The organism is Thermoplasmata archaeon (assembly GCA_035532555.1).
Lineage (GTDB): Archaea > Thermoplasmatota > Thermoplasmata > Lutacidiplasmatales > UBA184 > Lutacidiplasma.
Genome location: DATKQS010000017.1, coordinates 78,039 through 94,679, shown reverse-complemented (window position 1 = coordinate 94,679; position 16,641 = coordinate 78,039). Strand labels below are relative to the sequence as shown.

At 67.9% G+C, this 16,641-nt stretch carries 21 protein-coding genes, 1 tRNA gene and 1 pseudogene; 9 read left to right on the top strand and 14 right to left on the bottom strand.

Going from position 1 to position 16,641, the window contains the following annotated elements; all coding sequences use genetic code 11:
- Nucleotides 1-287: 287 nt before the first annotated feature.
- A complete protein-coding gene (locus VMV28_04785; protein HUZ79912.1) occupies nt 288-1,109 on the top strand; it encodes a DMT family transporter in 822 nt (273 codons plus the stop codon).
- Between the two features lie 39 nt (nt 1,110-1,148).
- Entirely contained in the window at nt 1,149-2,225 is a 1,077-nt protein-coding gene (locus tag VMV28_04780) for an IS630 family transposase (GenBank protein HUZ79911.1), read from the top strand.
- Between the two features lie 184 nt (nt 2,226-2,409).
- Here VMV28_04780 and VMV28_04775 read toward each other — a convergent pair whose 3' ends face one another.
- The 7 genes from VMV28_04775 to VMV28_04745 all read right to left on the bottom strand — a co-directional run bounded on the left by VMV28_04775 (nt 2,410) and on the right by VMV28_04745 (nt 6,458).
- A complete protein-coding gene (locus VMV28_04775; GenBank protein ID HUZ79910.1) occupies nt 2,410-2,820 on the bottom strand; it encodes a hypothetical protein in 411 nt (136 codons plus the stop codon).
- A 1-nt stretch (nt 2,821) separates the two neighbouring features.
- Nucleotides 2,822-3,550, bottom strand: coding sequence for a TrmJ/YjtD family RNA methyltransferase (locus VMV28_04770; GenBank protein ID HUZ79909.1), 729 nt, complete (start codon nt 3,548-3,550; stop codon nt 2,822-2,824).
- Nucleotides 3,547-4,428: a signal recognition particle-docking protein FtsY gene (gene ftsY, locus VMV28_04765; protein HUZ79908.1), complete on the bottom strand. Its 882-nt coding sequence runs from the start codon at nt 4,426-4,428 to the stop codon at nt 3,547-3,549. Before ftsY ends, VMV28_04770 begins: the two co-directional genes overlap by 4 nt.
- A 163-nt stretch (nt 4,429-4,591) precedes the next feature.
- Nucleotides 4,592-5,068, bottom strand: coding sequence for a prefoldin subunit alpha (gene pfdA / locus VMV28_04760; protein ID HUZ79907.1), 477 nt, complete (start codon nt 5,066-5,068; stop codon nt 4,592-4,594).
- Complete coding sequence (gene rpl18a / locus VMV28_04755) at nt 5,065-5,253, bottom strand: 50S ribosomal protein L18Ae (protein ID HUZ79906.1); 189 nt, start codon at nt 5,251-5,253, stop codon at nt 5,065-5,067. Before rpl18a ends, pfdA begins: the two co-directional genes overlap by 4 nt.
- Nucleotides 5,254-5,331: 78 nt before the next feature.
- Nucleotides 5,332-5,589 carry a hypothetical protein gene (locus tag VMV28_04750; GenBank protein ID HUZ79905.1) on the bottom strand — a complete coding sequence of 86 codons (258 nt, stop codon included), beginning with the start codon at nt 5,587-5,589 and terminating at the stop codon, nt 5,332-5,334.
- On the bottom strand, nt 5,559-6,458 hold the full coding sequence (locus VMV28_04745) for a THUMP domain-containing protein (protein ID HUZ79904.1): 900 nt from the start codon (nt 6,456-6,458) through the stop codon (nt 5,559-5,561). Before VMV28_04745 ends, VMV28_04750 begins: the two co-directional genes overlap by 31 nt.
- 56 nt (nt 6,459-6,514) lie before the next feature.
- On the opposite strand from VMV28_04745, the gene argS reads away from it, so the two are divergent.
- Nucleotides 6,515-8,305: an arginine--tRNA ligase gene (gene argS / locus VMV28_04740; protein ID HUZ79903.1), complete on the top strand. Its 1,791-nt coding sequence runs from the start codon at nt 6,515-6,517 to the stop codon at nt 8,303-8,305.
- 79 nt (nt 8,306-8,384) lie between these two features.
- Complete coding sequence (locus VMV28_04735; GenBank protein HUZ79902.1) at nt 8,385-8,807, top strand: MscL family protein; 423 nt, start codon at nt 8,385-8,387, stop codon at nt 8,805-8,807.
- On the opposite strand, the gene queC is transcribed toward VMV28_04735, so the two are convergent.
- The 3 genes from queC to VMV28_04720 are packed head-to-tail and all read right to left on the bottom strand — an operon-like array spanning nt 8,788 to nt 11,049.
- Nucleotides 8,788-9,495, bottom strand: a complete 708-nt coding sequence (queC, locus tag VMV28_04730; GenBank protein ID HUZ79901.1) for a 7-cyano-7-deazaguanine synthase QueC — start codon at nt 9,493-9,495, stop codon at nt 8,788-8,790. The two genes, VMV28_04735 and queC, sit on opposite strands and share 20 nt — an antisense overlap.
- Complete coding sequence (locus VMV28_04725; protein HUZ79900.1) at nt 9,492-10,250, bottom strand: DUF92 domain-containing protein; 759 nt, start codon at nt 10,248-10,250, stop codon at nt 9,492-9,494. The genes queC and VMV28_04725 overlap by 4 nt, the downstream gene beginning before the upstream one ends.
- Before the next feature lie 34 nt (nt 10,251-10,284).
- Nucleotides 10,285-11,049, bottom strand: coding sequence for an asparagine synthase-related protein (locus tag VMV28_04720; GenBank protein ID HUZ79899.1), 765 nt, complete (start codon nt 11,047-11,049; stop codon nt 10,285-10,287).
- 63 nt (nt 11,050-11,112) lie between these two features.
- Here VMV28_04720 and VMV28_04715 point away from each other — a divergent pair, with 63 nt between their 5' ends.
- Nucleotides 11,113-11,703, top strand: coding sequence for an HAD family hydrolase (locus VMV28_04715; protein HUZ79898.1), 591 nt, complete (start codon nt 11,113-11,115; stop codon nt 11,701-11,703).
- 17 nt (nt 11,704-11,720) lie between these two features.
- Here VMV28_04715 and VMV28_04710 read toward each other — a convergent pair whose 3' ends face one another.
- Complete coding sequence (locus VMV28_04710; GenBank protein HUZ79897.1) at nt 11,721-11,864, bottom strand: hypothetical protein; 144 nt, start codon at nt 11,862-11,864, stop codon at nt 11,721-11,723.
- 149 nt (nt 11,865-12,013) lie between these two features.
- Between VMV28_04710 and VMV28_04705 the strand changes: the two genes are divergently transcribed.
- From VMV28_04705 to VMV28_04690, 4 genes are all read left to right on the top strand, one after another.
- Nucleotides 12,014-12,117, top strand: a tRNA-Asp gene (locus VMV28_04705).
- A 57-nt stretch (nt 12,118-12,174) separates the two neighbouring features.
- Complete coding sequence (gene uppS / locus VMV28_04700) at nt 12,175-12,978, top strand: polyprenyl diphosphate synthase (protein HUZ79896.1); 804 nt, start codon at nt 12,175-12,177, stop codon at nt 12,976-12,978.
- A gap of 191 nt (nt 12,979-13,169) precedes the next feature.
- Entirely contained in the window at nt 13,170-13,532 is a 363-nt protein-coding gene (locus VMV28_04695; GenBank protein HUZ79895.1) for a ribbon-helix-helix domain-containing protein, read from the top strand.
- Between the two features lie 12 nt (nt 13,533-13,544).
- Nucleotides 13,545-14,567 carry a hypothetical protein gene (locus tag VMV28_04690; protein ID HUZ79894.1) on the top strand — a complete coding sequence of 341 codons (1,023 nt, stop codon included), beginning with the start codon at nt 13,545-13,547 and terminating at the stop codon, nt 14,565-14,567.
- Here the strand turns inward: VMV28_04690 and VMV28_04685 are convergent.
- The 3 genes and pseudogenes from VMV28_04685 to VMV28_04675 form a co-directional block, all read right to left on the bottom strand.
- Nucleotides 14,564-15,181: a tRNA (pseudouridine(54)-N(1))-methyltransferase TrmY gene (locus VMV28_04685; protein HUZ79893.1), complete on the bottom strand. Its 618-nt coding sequence runs from the start codon at nt 15,179-15,181 to the stop codon at nt 14,564-14,566. The genes VMV28_04690 and VMV28_04685 overlap by 4 nt on opposite strands.
- 321 nt (nt 15,182-15,502) lie before the next feature.
- Nucleotides 15,503-15,793: pseudogene (locus VMV28_04680) on the bottom strand (DUF6015 family protein).
- Nucleotides 15,794-16,058: 265 nt separating this feature from the next.
- Nucleotides 16,059-16,625 (bottom strand): hypothetical protein, encoded by a 567-nt coding sequence (locus VMV28_04675; GenBank protein ID HUZ79892.1) that lies wholly within the window; start codon nt 16,623-16,625, stop codon nt 16,059-16,061.
- Nucleotides 16,626-16,641: the final 16 nt, after the last annotated feature.

Below are 16,641 nucleotides of genomic sequence, written 5' to 3'. Positions count from 1 at the left end.
GCGCGGGGGAGCTCGGGGTGGGGGAGGAGGGAGAGGAATGTGCTGACGGTAGCGGAGGGCCTGAGCGCGGGCTCGGGCCCACTGGAGCTGGTCAGGAGTCGGGGCGAGGACAGGGGCTGGAACTAATTTCCGTACTCCAGATATCCTCAAAGGGGTGTTTTCGGGAGAGGACCGGTTCCGGGTCGACCCCTTCCTCGTCGGGATCGGGGCCGACGGCGGGGCGAGGAGTGCGGTGTGATAATCGCTTTCCACCGAGCGCGCTCCATCGGACGGCCGTCGAGTCTGCGATGCGAGCTCGGGAGTACATCTACCTCGTCGTGCTCAGCGCCATCTGGGGGCTCTCCTACGTCTTCATTCAGGTCGCCTCCCCCCTCCTCGGGCCGGCGTTGCTCATCGACCTTCGGGTCCTCGTCGCCGCCGGCGTGGTACTGGCCTACATCGCAGCGTCCGGCCAGCTGCGCACGCGGTTTCCCGATCTTCGAAGCCGCTGGAGGGCCTACTTCATCCTTGGAGCGCTGAACGCGGCGCTCCCGTTCACGCTGATCGCGATCAGCGAGCTCGAGCTGCCCGCGTCGTACGCCGCGCTGCTCAACTCCACCGCTCCGATCTTCTCGACCGTTCTCGCGGTCTCCTTCCTGAGCGCGGCGCTCTCTCGCCGCACCTCCCTCGGTCTTCTCCTGGGAATCGTCGGTGTGGGGATCGCGGTGGGCGTCGCTCCGTTCCCGCTGACGACCGGGATCCTGATCTCGGTCGCCCTCTCGCTCCTGGCGGCCGGCTCCTACGGGGTCGCGGCTCTCTATCTCCACCGCGAGTTCCGCAACGTTCCGCCGATCACCATCTCGATGGGCCAGCAGCTCGCGGCGGGAGCGATGCTCCTTCCCTTCGCCCTGGTCGAGGTCCCGAGCGCGCGGTTCACGCCGCTCGCGGTCGAAGCGATGCTCGGCCTCGCCCTGCTCTCGACGGTGCTGGCGTATCTGCTGTACTTCCACATCCTCCAGGTGGCCGGGCCGACCCAGGCGCTCAGCGTCACCTTCTTGATGCCGATCTTCGGGGTATTGTGGGGTCACCTGTTGCTCGGAGAGCCCATCGGCCTAGTGGGTCGTAACTGAAATGCGTATCGTTATATCCGGCCTCGCTATCCCTTCTTCATGCGAGTTGCGCCACCCATAGTGCTCGCTCCCGAGGAACGCCGAGAACTCGAACACTGGTCTCGGGGGAGATCCACCGAGCAACGCTTGGTCCTCCGCTCCCAGATCGTTCTTCGAGCTGCCGAAGGGAAGACCAACAAGGCCATCGTCGAGGAGTTAGGCACCAATCCCGTTACCGTAGGACTTTGGCGGTCGCGATTTGCGCTCCTCCGAGTCGAAGGGATCCGCCAAGATGCCCCCCGACCGGGCGCCCCGGCGCTTTCGGAGACGCTGGTGAACAAGATCGTGGAGACCACGCTCCACGAGACACCTTCCGGGGAGACTCACTGGTCGACTCGAACTCTGGCCGATCACCTGGGCGTCAGTCACATGACGGTCCACCGAGTTTGGAGGGCGCGTCACCTCCAACCCCACCGCGTCCAGTCGTTCGAGTTGAGTCCCGATCCCAAGTTCGAGGAGAAATTGGTCGACGTGGTCGGGCTCTACCTCAATCCACCCGAGAAGGCAATCGTCTTCAGCGTGGACGAGAAGCCCCAGATGCAGGCACTGGAACGGATCCAAACCGTCCTACCCATGGGCAAGGAATTCCCGGAGGGGCGTCCCCACGAATACAAGCGGAACGGCACCATCGATCTGTTCGCGGCTCTCGAGACCCTTACCGGCAGTGTGGTGGTGGAGTTCCACCGTCGGCATCGCCACCAGGAGTTCATCTCCTTCTTGGCCACCCTCGACCGAGAGGCGCCGAAGGGATACGAGGTCCACGCGATTGCAGACAACCACAGCGCGCACCTGACCGAGGAAGTACGACGATGGTTGCACAGCCATCCTCGGTTCCATCTCCACTTCACGCCGACCCACTCGTCGTGGCTGAACGCCGTGGAGGGATGGTTCTCCAAGCTGATGGCCAAGCGACTTCGTCGGGGGAGCTTCCGTAGCGTACCGGACCTCCGGCAGGCGGTTCGAGACTACGTGGGAGTCCACAATCAAACCGCGATGCCCTTCGTGTGGACCAAGAGTAGCAGCGAGATTCTGCGGAAGGTCCGCAAAATACAACGTCTGTCAGTTACAGCCCACTAGGGACCATCGCGGGCCTCGCCCTGATCTTGGTCGGAGTGCAGCTCGTGGTCGGGCTCGGTAGAAAGAGCCCCGGACCGCCGGGAGAGGCCCAGCTCGTCGCGGAAGCCGCGTCCGAGCCCGGGCGCATTGAGCCGACGGTTCGGCAGTGATCCGAGGGCCGCCCCCGGGTCCGCGCGATGCCGGCTCAGCGAGGAGCGGCGGAGGGGACGACCCACGGGAGGCGCGACTCGGCCGGACGGACGACCTTCGCCGTGGCGTGGCTCTCGGTCGCGACGGAGCGCTCGAGGTGCAGCGAGATCTCCCGGACGAACCGATCCATCCCGGCGCGGTCCTCCGGGGCGACGGCCCGAGGGGCCTCCCAGATCAGGGCGGCCCCGCCGCTCGTCGGATACAGTCGGAACATGAGGTCGCTCGCCGACGGCGGGATCGAAGGATTCTGCTTGTTCAGGTGGGCGGTGAGGTGGCTCTCCATCGGCTCGGTGGTCTCGGTGCGCTCGACCGTGTAGCCGAGGCTGCCCAGGTACTCGACGACGTATCCGGCGAAGCGTTCTCGGCCAATGCCGCGGGCCCGGAGCCAATCTACGTTCTCGGACATGCTACTTTCGGGGAAGCGACCGCTCAACCCCCTTGACGAACCCGAGCATCATGCGGAACTCCGCCTCGGTGGGGGTGGCTCGGCCGAAGACACGACGGAAGAGGAGGATTAAACCCCGTCGCTTGTGCCCGGGATAGCCCGTCCGCTCCATGAGCTCCCCGAGCCGCCGAAGGAGAAGCTCCTTCTCGGGGCCGTTGATCTCGAGCTCCTCGGGGGCGGGCGTGCTCTCGGAGGCCTGCCCGCGGCGCGCACGATGCATCGCGTAGAGCACGATCGCGGCCGCGTGGGAGAGGTTGAGGGTAGGGAACTCGCGGCCTGCGGGGATGTGGACGAGCAGATCGCATCTCAAGAGCTCGGTCCGGGAGAGGCCGTTGTCCTCGGGCCCGAAGACGATCGCGACGCGCCCCACGAGGGACTCGAGAACCTCCCCCAACCGCTCGGGACTCACCGAGCGGCGCAGGTAGCCGGTCGACCGACCGGTGGACAGGTCCGTCGTTCCGACCACGAGGTCCGCGCTGGCCACGGCCTTGTCGAGCGTGGAGTAGGTGTGCGCGGCTTTCAGGAGCGGGAGACCGGCCATCGACCGGCGACGGGCCTCGACTCCGAGCTTGGCGCGTGGGGCGACGAAGATGAGACGCTCCGCGCCGAAGTTCTTGGCGACCCGAGCCACCGCGCCGACGTTGCCGTCCTCTTTGGGTCGGACGAGGACCACATCGATCCGGGCCGTCACCCGGCTCCCTCCTCGGAGAACAGGCGCCGGACGAGCCAATCCGGGTCGAACGCGGCGAGGTCCGAGTAGCTCTGACCGACGCCCACGAACACGATCGGCTTGTGGACGACGTAGGCGACGCTGAGGGCCGCCCCGCCGCGGACATCGGCGTCCAGCTTGGTCAGGACGATCCCATCGATGCCGAGCGCCTCCTTGAACAGCTGGGCTTGCGTGGCCACATCGTTACCGCTGAGGGCGTCCCCGACGAACAGGGTGAGGTTCGGGTTCGCGATCCGGCGGATCTTCTTCGCCTCTTGGATCAGGTTGTCGTTGGTGTTCTGGCGACCGGCGGTATCGATGAGGACGACATCGACCTTCTTCGCGCGGGCATGCGCGATGGCGTCGAACGCGACCGCCGCCGGGTCGCTGCCCTCCTGCTGACGCACCACTCGGATGCCGAGGTTTTCGCCGTGGATGAGCAGCTGGTCGATCGCCCCGGCCCGGAAGGTGTCCCCGGCCGCGATCACGCTCGTGAGCCCGCGCTCGCGCAGCCAGCCCGCGATCTTCGCGACCGTGGTCGTCTTCCCGGTCCCGTTCACGCCCAAGAAGAGAATGACGTACGGCTTCGGGTCCTGAGCGCGGGCCGCGGCCGCCACGTCGATCACCGGCTGAGCAAGGATCGCCCGCGCGGAGCGTTCGAGACAACCCCGGACGGCCATCTCGGCGTCCACTCCCCAGCGCAGCTTGCGCCCGGTGAGCTCCTTGCGCAGATCGGCCTCCATGCGCTCGATCACGGGCAGCGCGACGTCCGCCTGCAATAGAACGAGCTCGAGGTCCTGGAAGATCTCGTCCAGCGTCGCCTCGCGCAGTCTCCGGCCGAGCATTCCCTCCGAGAACATCTCCTCCGCCGGAGGCGCCGAGGACGGAGTCGCTCCCGCGGGGGCCGGTGTGCCGGGGCCGATCGGAACAGCCAACGAGCCCGAGGGTTCGGGACCGGCGGGAGTCTCGGAGGTCGCAGGCTCGGACGAGGGGTCCGGGCCGGCGGAGCGTCGCAGGCGCGCCTTAAGCGCCGCCCACATCGGAGGCTCCCGCCCCACCCGCGGGGGGCGGTGCGCGAGAGAGCGAGTCCAGGCGTTGGGAGATCAGTTCGACGCGCTCCTCGAGCGTATGGATCTGCTCGCCCATCTCCTGGGCGGCCTGATCGATCCGGGTGAGTCGCTGGGCCAGGATCTCGACGACTTTAGGCCGTTCCATCTCGACGACCACCCCGCTACCGATGCCGAGGAGGACCTGGGTGCCACGTGCGGCGCTACCGCGCACGTAGGCATCCCCGCCGAGTGGAATGACGATCTCGCTGTCCGTGCTCAGCCGGTCGAGGGCCTCGAGCGTCTCACGGGCGCGGTCGTGCTCGATCCGCGAAGAGCCCAGCAGCTGGTGTTGCTGCAGGAGCGCGTTGAGCTGGTTGCGGTACGCCTCGAGGCGCATCAGCTCCTCTTGGACCTGCTCCTCGGTCACGACCTCGCGCGACCCGGCGCTCATTCCGGCAGTACCTCGGCGATCGTATCGATGCGGATGTTCCGCCGCTGGATCCCATGGCAGCCTCCGATCTCGCTGAGCGCCCACTCCCGTGCCTGGTCCGGTGTGGGGGCGTCGTGCTGCTTGTGGAACACTTGCCAGTCGTCCCGGCGCGCATAGAACCGGCCTGAAACGGTGTACATCGGCATGGAATGGGGGTGTCGAATCGACGACCCCCGGTGCCTATTAGGCTAGCCCATCGTGTTGCGGGAGTCCGAGGCGCACGCTCAGTCAACCTCGGGCGCCTCGGTTCGGGGCGGAAGATGGGCCGCTTCGAAACGCGCTCGCTCGATGGCCCATTGACGGCGGCGCTCCTCGAGCGCCGCGTCATCCACACCAGGAACCATCGACCCGGTGCTCCCGGGAGCGCTCGGGGCGGGAAGCGCTCCCTCCGCCGGAGGGGATTCCGTCGAGGGCGGATCCTTCGGCGGCGACCCGTCCAGACGATGCTGGCTCACGCGAGGAGTGCCGTGATCCGCTCCCATCGATCCGTCACCTCCCCTTCCGTCAATCCGACGGTCGGCGAGAACAGGACGCGCTCGCCCCAGCGCTCGCGGGCCAGGACGTACCCGGCGACATCGATCGGCAACACCACCCCATCGGCGTTCGATTCCTCAGCGAGCCGGGCGAGTGCCGGCTCCCAGGACTCCGGATCGGCGGCGGAGCGCTCGACGCGCAGGTGCGGATCGAAGACCCGGAGCACGCGCTCGACCGTTTCCGCGCCCGACGGGGTCTCCACGATCGCCGCTCGGCAGCCCCGCTTCATCAGAAGGTACGCTCCGAGCGCGCCTCGGGGACCGTCGACGAGCGCGACGATGTGGCCGGCAACGCCCAAGGGAAGTCCGCCCGGTCCGGATTCCCGTCCAAGGTACAGATAGGTCCGAGGTCCGCGCACCTCCACGAACAGCTCGAGTTCGGGGTGATCCAGGTTCACCTTGAGACCTCGGTCGCCGAACCGATCGATGATGTCGGCGCCCAGGTCCCGAGCGAGCTCCTGACTGGTGAACGGATGAGTTCCCGTCCGTCGCGCCCGCACGGCGAAGGAGATGCCCGGGGTCAGGAGCGGGTCGGCGAGCTCGAGGAGGCGGTCCCGGACGGCGGTGCGCTCGGTCGGTACCTCGTGTACCACGCTCGCGCTGGTGACTCCGAACACGCGACGGAGCACCCGGAGCGCACGCACCGGATCGTCGACCTCCACGTAGAGGTGCCCCCGGTCGGAGCGCAATCGCCCCGTGATCCCCTCCGCCACGAACTGGTCGAGCACGTTGCGGCGCAGCTGGCGCTCGAACTGGCGGCGTACCGGCGGAGATTTGAGGCCGAGCTCGCCGTACCGAACGAGCAGAAGCCCCGCCATGGAGAATCGTTAAAGCGGGCCTTCCGCTAAAGCGTTCTCCCCACGAGTGCGAAGCAATGTCACCGCCGACGAACGAACTCTCGCCCGACCCCTGGTCGGCGCTGCTCGACCGTATCGTGGACGGGCTCGTCCAAGGTTGCCGTGACGCTGGGGCCACTACCACTCCCGAGGCACTTCGGGCCATGCTCGATCTGGACGGGGGTGCGGAAGGCGACATCGCGCTTCCGACCCATCGCTTCGCGAAGACCCTCCGGCAGGCTCCCGAGCAGTTCGCGGGATCGCTCGTCGGGCACCTTTCTCCGATCCCGGGGGTCGCCTCGGTGTCCTCTACCGGCGCCTTCGTGAACCTCCGGGTGGACCCCGCGCTCCTGGCGACCGAGACGCTCTCCCGGGTGTTCGCGCGCGCCGAGCGTTACGGCCACGGAGAGCCGACCTCTACCATCACGTGCGTAGAGCACACGAGCGCGAATCCCACCGGCCCGCTGCACATTGGCCGCGTGCGCAACGGCATCGTCGGAGACACGCTCGCTCGGGTCTTGCGCGCCTCGGGCGCTCCGCTGACGACCCAGTACTACGTGGATGATCTCGGACGGCAGGCCGCGATGATCACGTGGATCTGGTCGAAGCCGCCGTCGGAGTGGCCGGTCGAGATCGCCGTCGGAGCCGCCGCGTCCCCCCCCGAGGGCATGAGCGAGGACGCGCGGTTGGGACGCCCGTATCCGTTCGTGAACGCGTACCTCAAGGAACATCCCGACGCCCAAACCGAGGTCGCGGCCCTCGTCCAGCAGATCGAATCCGGAGACCCGCCGCCGCTCCACCGCGAGCTGATCGAGAAGATCCTCGCTGGAATGCTGGCGGCGCTGGACCGGATCGGGATCCGGTTCGATGAGTTCGTCTGGGAGTCATCCTTCCTGCACGATCACTCGGTCGACGGGGTGATCGAGCGATTGGACCGAGCGCCCCACGCCGCACGCCAGCCGAACGGAGCCGGAGCGATCGATGTCTCGGCGTACGGGCTCCCGAAGGAGTCGTCGACCGTCGTGTACACCCGCGCCAACGGCACCAGCCTCTACGTCACCCGGGACATCGCCTACCACCTGTCCAAGTTTGCCCGCTTCGAGCGCGTGATCGACGTCCTCGGGCAGGATCACCAGCTCCACTCCAAGACCCTCGACGCGCTCCTCGCCGAGATCGGCGAGTCGCGACGCCCGACGTTCGTGATCTACCAGGACCTCACCGTGCCCGGAGGGGGTCGAATGTCGACCCGGGGCGGGACTGCGGTCTGGTTGCACGAGCTCATCGAGGAGGCCGTTCAGCGGGCTCGCGCCGAGGTCATCGCCCGCCGACCCGACCTCGGAAGGGCCGACCTCGAACGGATCGCGGAAGCGGTCGCCACGGGTGCCATTCGCTACCACATCGTCCGGGTCGCCCCGGAGAAACCCGTCATCTTCCAGTGGGAGGACGCGCTGTCCTTCGAGGGCCGGTCCGGCCCGTTCATCCAGTACGCGTTCGCGCGGGCGACGAGCATCCTCGAACGCTCGGAGGAGCAGCACCCCGGGAGCACCTACTCGGTCGAGCGGCTCCTCGGGGTCGAGGAGCAGGCGCTCATCCGGATCTTGGCCCGCTTCCCGCGGGTCGTCCGCGACGTCGCGCGCACCGGTCACGTCCACTCCATCGCGGGATACGCCCACGAGCTCGCCGATCAGTTCAACCGGTTCTACCACGCCGTGCCCGTGCTCACGTCGGGAGAGGATCGCCCGAGCCGGCTCGCGCTGGTCGCCGCCACCCGGCAGACGCTCGGGAACGCGCTCGAGCTCCTCGGCATCGCACGGCTCGACTCGATGTGATCGCGCCCGACGTCACAACCAAGGGTCTATAATCCGGCCCTCGGGTCCGGCGGAGGGGACGGCCCTTCCGAAGAATCCGATGGGGGTGTGGGCCGACTTCAAGAAATTCGCCAGCAACCCCTCGTTCGCCAACATGGCCGTGGGGATCGTCGTCGGCATCGCGGTCACGACCGTGGTGGGCGGGGTCACCGGCAGCGTGATCAGCCCCGCCGTGGGACTCGTCTTCCACGGGAATCTCAACAACGTCGGGAACGTCACGGTCGGCGGGAGCACCTTCACGTTCGGGGTTCTCTTCCAGGACCTGATCAACTTCCTGATCGTGCTCGGCGTGGTCTTCGTGATCATCGTCTATCCGATGTTGCGGGTGGAGCGTAGGCGGACCGCCCGGACCCCCGCGGCGAAGCCCACGACCCGGGAGTGCCCCGAGTGCTACTCCACGATCAACCGCAGAGCGAAGCGTTGCGCGTTCTGCGGATCCGAGGTCACGCCGCTCGACCCGTAGGGACGGTCGGGTCGCGCACCCCAGCCTCCCGGAACCCAAGGGCGCGCAGTCGGCAGGAGTCGCAGACCCCGCAGGGTTCCGCCCCGCCGGCGTAGCAGCTCCATGTGAGTCGCCACGGGACTCCGAGCCGTTCCCCCCAGCGAACGATGTCGGCCTTGGACTTTCGGAGCAGCGGCGCACGGATGTGGATCGACCGGTGCTCCTCCACGCCCACCCGGGTGGCGAGCCGGGCGAGACGCTCGAACGCGCGAAGGTACTCCGGCCGGCAGTCCGGGTAGCCCGAGTAGTCGATCGCGTTCACCCCGAGGTAGATCCGCGCGAGCCGGTGGCTCTCCGCATAACCGAGCGCCGCCGCGAGCAGCAACGTGTTCCGAGCGGGGACGTACGTCGAGGGGATGGCACTTCGGCCTCTCTTCCCGGCCCGGGGGAGCGGCCGGCGGCGATCGGTCAAGGAGGAGTCGAGGAGCGGCCCGATCGGGATGTCGAGCACGGAGTGCTTTTCGATCCCGTAGTGCCGGGCGAGAGCCCGAGCGCAGCGGATCTCGCGCATGTGGCGCTGACCGTAGACGACCGTGAGGGCGTGCACCGGAGGGGATTCCCGGGACGCCAGCGCGAGGCACGTCGCAGAGTCCATGCCCCCCGAGAGCAGGACGACGCTTCCGCGAAGAGGCCGCCGAGCACGCGTCAGAGGTGCCCTCCCGCGGCGACCAGGATGCCGCCGCCGATCAGCACGCTCGAGACCATCCCGAGTAGGTTCGTCGACCCCTTCGTGAGGTAGCCCCGGTTCTCGAGGGTCTCGCCGAGGACGGAATCAATCTGGCAGCCGACGAACCCGGCGAGCGCGGTACCGATCACGAACAGCGCCACCGGCGGCGTGGGAGCGGAAAAGAGGGAGAAGAGGAGGAACCCGATCGCGGCGGTGGTGGCGGCGCCCACGAGCGCCCAGGCCTCGCCGCGTGCCGAGACGCCTCCGTTCGTACCAGGAGTCACCGGGCGCAGCGAGAGGATGCTTCGGGCGTGGCCGGCCAGCACTCCGAACTCGCTCGCGAAGGTGTCGGCGGCACCGAAGGCGAGCGCCGCGGTGTACAGGAACGCGAGGGCCGAGGCGGGAAGCGCGCTCGGCGACAGTCCGTAGATCCCCACCAGGATCGTGGGGATGACGATGTGCGCGAGGACGTTGGAGATCCCTCGCTCGCCATGCTGCCCTTCCTGGAGGTGGTCCCGGGTCTTCTCTGCGATATGGTACCGAGTCGCGAGGGATCCGGCGAGGACGAAGAGGATCAGGAGCGCGAGGAAGGCAAACCCGCCGACGACGACGATGAAGGAGCCGAAGACGGCCGCGACCGCGCCGGCCGCCGGCGTCAGCGATCGGAGGAGCACCGCCGCGCACGATAGAGCGACCGTGGCGAGGATGCCGATGATTGCGGTAAGAGTGCCGAGCAACGCGACCGCCCGGGGCCTCGACGGGGCAGGGACCTTAACGGCTTCGCGATAGGGGTCGGAGCTCTCGAAGGAGGCGCTGGACCCGGGAGCCGTACTGGATCGCTCGCTTCGGGCGCGATGCGATCTCCGGAGCGAGCCCACGGGCGATCGCCCAGTCCCTCAGCCACTGCTTGGGAACGTCGCCCGGCATGCGCTCCGCGAGCGGGGTTTCGAGGGCCGCGCGCACCACGTCCGGCTCCAAGAACGGCGCGGCGAGGAGGTGGCCCGCGCGCTCCGCGATGCGCTGCGCCCGGGGCCATTCCGAGTCGACGAGGCGCCGCAGGTCTGCTTCCGCCCGTCGGGCCGCTTGCTCCTCGGTGAGATTGCGAAAATGCGCGTACCCCAGAAATAGCTCGTCGGCCCCCTGTCCGGCTAGCACGCGGGTCGTCGGGGCCCGATCCAGCGCCAGCGCGAATGCGACCGCCACGTCGAGCGGAGGGCCCTCGGCGCCCTGTAGTTCCACCGCGAAGCGCTCGAGCGCCGCCTCGACGTCGGCCCCGGTCAGCGTCGCGTGTTGCCAGGCCAATCCCATCACCTCAGCCGCCGAGCGGGCCGCTTCGAGGTCGGGACTCCCTTCCTGGCCCACGGACCACAGTACGGTCTCCTCGCGCTCGCGCAGCTCCCACGCGATGAGCGAGGAGTCGAGCCCGCCCGAGAACAGGACGGTGATCGGACCGTCCTCCGCGAGCTGCGCGACGGCTCGGGGGAACGCGGAGTCGAATCCGGTCGCGGCCGTTCGATCCACGAATGCGGCCGGCATGGGCGATGCCCGGCATCGCCACGACGGGATGAACCCTTATGGGCGGTCGAATTCCGCTCCCCGATGACGGTCCCGACGGTGGCGCAGCGCCCGGTCGAGCATCGACGGGCCCGGGCCCTCTTCGTCGATCGGGACGGCACGCTCGTTCCCGACTTTCACTATCTTGCGGACCCGGCGCGTCTCGAGGTGTACCGGGGGGTCGGGGAGGCGCTGCGGCTCGCCCGCGATCATGGCTACCAGATCCTGTGCGTCACCAACCAATCCGGGATCGAGCGGGGCCTGTACACGCGCGAGATCGTGGAGGCGATCCACCACCGGCTCAACGAGCTGCTCGCCCCATCGGGCGCGCGGATCGATGCATTCTACTACTGTCCCCACGCGCCCGAGACCGGGTGCCAGTGTCGGAAGCCGAGAACGGAGCTCTTCGAACGCGCTCGATCGGAGCGTAGCATCGATCTCGCCGCGAGCGCGATCGTTGGGGACCGCTGGCTGGACATCGAGGCGGGACGGCGGCTCGGGCTCTTGACCGCGCTGGTGCCGCCGATCGGACACGAGGCGGAAGTTCTTACCGAGATGGCGGAGCATCACCTCGAACCGGACATCCGCGCTTCCTCGTTCCTGGATGCGGTCATGCGGGTCCTCGCCCGCGGGTAGGGCGAGGGTGCGGGCGCCTACAGCGGGCGGTTGAGCACGTGTTCCACGGCGTGTACGCCGGAGGAGATCGAGCCCGCGACGTCGACTCCGAGATGGTCGAGCGCGAGCAACAGGCCAATGACCGCCAGAATGGCGAGCAGCCACGCCGTGAAGGTCGTCATGGTCCGTTCCGCCTCGAATCAACGGCCGGAACCGATACATAACGCAACGGCTCGATGGGCACGCCCCGCCCGCGGAATCTGGCCGGGCACGCGTTCGAGGCGCCGACGGTGGTAAGGTTCATAGCATGGTGCGAGTACGCCTCCTTGCTGCCCTGGTAGTCTAGTGGTCTAGGATCTAGGTCTGTCGAGCCTGGGACTCGGGTTCGAAGGCTCCGCGGGTGCGCCCCCGGTGCCGAAACTCCCGACCAGGGCGCTCCCCCCCGCGTCGGCGCTCCCAGCACCGTTATTCCTCGTGTCCCCTCCACCTAGCGTGACCGCGCCCGATCCCCCGACTTCGAAGTCCCTCTCCGGCCTCTTCGGGGAGGCCCTGCGAGAGGCGACCGAGCGGCGGCTCTTGGAGCTCATTCGGAAGAGCCCGGTCCCACGACATCTTGCGATCATCATGGATGGGAACCGCCGCTTCGCCTCCGCGCACGGGATGCTCACCGCCGAAGGTCACGTGAAGGGGAAGGACAAGATCGAAGAGCTGCTCGATTGGTGCCTCGAGGTGGGAATCCGGGTCCTCACGGTCTTCGCGCTCTCCACGGAGAACCTCTCCCGCTCCCCGGAAGAGGTCGACGACCTCATGGACCTGTTCGAGAGGAGCTTCCGCGACATCGCGGTGGACGAGCGCGTGCACCGCTACCGCATCCGGGTCCGATCGATCGGAGACCGGGAGATTCTACCTCGCCGGGTCCAAGCCGCGATTGAGGTGGCCGAGCGGGCGACCAAGGACTACGACAGCTACCGGTACAACGTGGCGATCGCCTACGGGGGCCGCGACGAGATCGTGGAGGCGATCCGGGTCCTGGCCCGGGAGGTTCGGGCCGGACGCCTGGATCCGGAAACCATCGATGCGAAGATGGTCTCCGATCATCTCTATACTTCGGACCTGCCCGATCCGGATCTCGTTCTGCGTACGAGCGGGGAGGAACGAATCTCCAACTTCCTGCTGTGGCAGTCCGCCTACAGCGAGCTGTACTTCTCCGACGTCATGTGGCCGGGCCTCACACGTCTCGATTTCCTCCGGGCGATCCGAACGTTCCAGACCCGTCAGCGACGCTACGGACACTGAGATCGGGTTCGTTCGAGCGAGAGCCCGGCCTTCCGCCGGTCGAGAGCGCGTTCCTCCTCGGCCCGAGGGCTGCTCGCTCGCCCAAGCTTCTCGGCGGGGAGCCCTCGAGCGAACGCCATCCAAACAAACGTTTAAGCCTCGGGAAGGATATGCCATTCGTCTGACAAAGGGAGCAATGGTGTCTGACGAACATGACCGATACGTCAGAACGGGTGACCGTCCGCATTCCTCAGGATCTCGTCGAGAAGCTCAAGCAGATCCAGAAGACGACCGGCACGGCCACGATCTCCGATACGATCCGCGAAGGTCTCGAGCGGTACGTAGAGATGCATCTCCCGCCACCGAACGTGCGCAAGGTGGTCGTTGAACTATCCCGCCAAGACAACCGCGAGCTCGAAGAGTTCGTGCGCGATGGGAACTCGGTGTCGGTCGACGACGCGGTGCGCTCCGCGGTCCGCGAGTACATCCGTCAGCGGCTCGAGCACCCTTCCGTTCCCGCGCGCGTCCCCCGCTCCGAAGCGCGCGCGACGGCCGGCGGAAGTTCGTCGACCTAGGCGCGAAGGCCCATGCTCGATAGCTCCCCGGACGCCTGGGCCGCCCTCCATGCCGACCCTTCCTTCGCGATCGTCGGGCTCGGAGGTGCCGGCGGCGACGCCGTCCGCGACCTCCTCAGCCTGGGACTGCCCGGAGTCCGATCGTTCGCGATCAACACCGACGCCCGCCACCTCGATGGGATGGACATCCCGCAACGGATCCTGATCGGGGCGCGCGAGCTCAAGGGCCGTGGCTCGGGAGGCAACCGGCTCGCGGCGAGGCGTGCGGTGGAGGACAATACGCCCGAGATCCTTCGGCGCGTCTCCGAGTTTGAGATCGTCTTTCTCCTCGCCGGGCTCGGCGGCGGCACCGGCAGCGCGCTGCTGCCCTACCTCGCCCAGGAACTGCGCAAGACCGGAGCGATGCCCGTCCCGGTCGCTTTCCTCCCCTTCCACCACGAGCTCGCGAGCCCGGGCCGGCGGGAGAACGTGGAGGAGAGCCTCGCGGAGCTCGAGGCGATGGGCGGGTTCCTCCTCGCGCTCTCCAACGAGAAGCTGCTGAGATTCCGCGGCCTACCGTTCCCGCGCGTGCTCCACCTGCGCAACGCCTACGTTCACGGCCTCGTCTCGAGCCTGGTGGACATGGTCGAGTACCCTTCCCAGATGAACGTCGACGTCGCCAGCATCAAGACCCACCTCGGAGCCGCCGGACTATCCACGCTCGTCTGGGGAGAACGCCACTACTCCGAGCCGGAGCGCCTGGTCGAGCAAGCGATGCGCGAGACCCTGCTCGATTACGAGCTGACGGATCGGCCCTCGGCGCTGATCCACATGGATGGGGGTTCCAACATGACCCTCGACACGTTCGAGCGGCTGCTGGAGAGCTTCCGACTGAGGCTCGGCAATCCGCGGGACATCGTCGTGGGCACCCGGACGCACGAGGAGCCTCGCGAAGTGATTCGGCTGACCGCGGTGGTCGGGGGCCTCAAACCGCAATCCGTCCGGGATGCCCTCGGCCGACCGCCCTCGGCCTCGAAGGCGCTTCCCGCGCACTAGGTCGGGGGCTCCCTGGCCGCTTCCCTCAGATCGAGCTCATTGTGGACAATATCCATCACCTGGGAGGACCGGAGCGAGCGCGGTCCGACGGAGACCGGAACCGCTCCGCTCGTGGCGAGCACTTCCCGCTCTCCGTCGGTCGGGTCGTACGGGTCGCAGAGCACCGCCGAGAATTCCGCGGGGTTCCCCTTCCACTCCCGCAGCGGTCCCCCTCCTTCGATGAGCCAGACCACGTTCGGGAGATCGAGGAAGCGTCGGAGCTCTTCGACCGGATCCGCCGCCGCAACGATCAGTCCCGGGGAGGACTCGAAGTCCGAAGGGAACGCGATCGATCGGACGAGCGCGTTCTTGAGCAGGGCGGCGGTGGATCGCTCGTCCGGATTGAGGTGGCGCAGGCGCGAGCCCACGAGCCGGATGCGCCGCGCCTCAGTAGGGGAGGCCGCCGGGAACACGATCGTCAGCTCCGTGTCCCTACGCAGGTCGTTCGACAGGGTGAATGCGGTAGACACCACGCGAGCGATCTCGTCGATCCGACCTCCTCCTCCGGCGAGGTCGTTGAGCGTGAACTCCCCGTGCACGGGAACGCGGTGGGTGAGGAGGAGGAAGCGTCGCATCACCGACCGGGACGCGACCCGGCGATTAACGATTGGCCGGGCCCGGGAGACGAAGACTCAGTCGGCGGCGAGGACCTTCTTGGAGCGACGTCGGGTGGGCGGGACCTCGACCTCCACCTCGGGGGCGACGGCCGGGCTCTGCCGGCGCTCCATCCAGATGTCGTCCGTGAGCTCGTGATAGACCGCATGGGCCGCGAGCCCGGTGCCCGTCTCCCCGTGGGGCAGCCGGAAGGCCATCGCGCGGTTCAGGTTCGTCGAATAGATCACGTCCTGCTCGCCCGCGGCGACCATGGCTTCGGTCTCCTCGCGGGCGAGGCCGAAGATCCGCTCCTTGCGGAACATCCAGTAATGGATGCGCCATTCCCGTCCGTCGTAGAGCGTGGTCTCGTCCCGCTCGGTCTCTAGGATCCCGCTGTCCTCGAGCATGTAGAACGTGTCGCGGTCGTCCGGCTCTAGGACGTTGTCGATGATGCGGGCGTTGAACCCGAAGAAGTTCAGCACGTGCGAAGCGATGGTCCGGGCGTCTTCCGGCCGCATCCCGTCGTGACCGATCGATCGGCGGATCGCCTTCGCGAGGGAATCGTGGTCGACCGGGCCGAAGAACGCGTCCATGACCGAGTTGAGCGCATCGTCCGTGGCCGTGGGTCCCGCGGCCCGAGGCGGGGCGACCGACCCGGTGGTCCGGGCGACCTTCGGGGTACGTGCCGCGCGCGTCGGCTTGGGATGAGGGGTGGAGTGGGCGCCCCCGCTGGATTTGGGACCCCTCGCAGAGCGAGCGGAGCGGCGGTGGCCGCGGTTGGACCGGCTCATCTATGATTACATCCCGTCGGACTCTATTAATACCTTCCAAGAAGGGTCGGCCGTGCCCGTCTCGGCTTCACCGGGCGCGCCCGACCTTTTGGAGGGCGGCGACCCCCGGTCGCCACTCTTCCTCCTCGATCCGGCGCTCCAGTTCCGCCAGCTGCGCGAGGCCGCGGGGGAGCGGAGCAACGGCCTTCACCACGTAGATGTGGGCTCGGCCGCCCCCGAGGGGACCGGCCCAGGGCACCCCCTTGCTTCGGGAGGCACATGCGTCATGATACTCGTCCTCGGGCATGAGGAACAGGATGCGGTCGTCCGTGCCCCGACCGAGCTGGGGACCGCGGACCCCGATCTCGATCTCGAGATGGCGCAGGAGGCTCGCGGGGACCGAGAACAGGAACTTCTCTCCCGGTCGGGTGGAGGCGACGAACCGATCGCGAACGACCTCGATCGCGAGGGCCTCTCGAAAGGACGCGGTCGCTAGGATCCGGGCGATGCCGGGGCCACGAGCGAGGAAGGAGATCGAGTGACCGGTGCCCTTACCGGGGCCGCCCGAGTCGAGGCCGATCATCTCCGCCACCTCCTGCGGCAGCTGCATCGTCAGCCGGGTCGGATGGACGGATCGCAGGAGGACGTAGGCCATGCGACCGGGAGTCGAC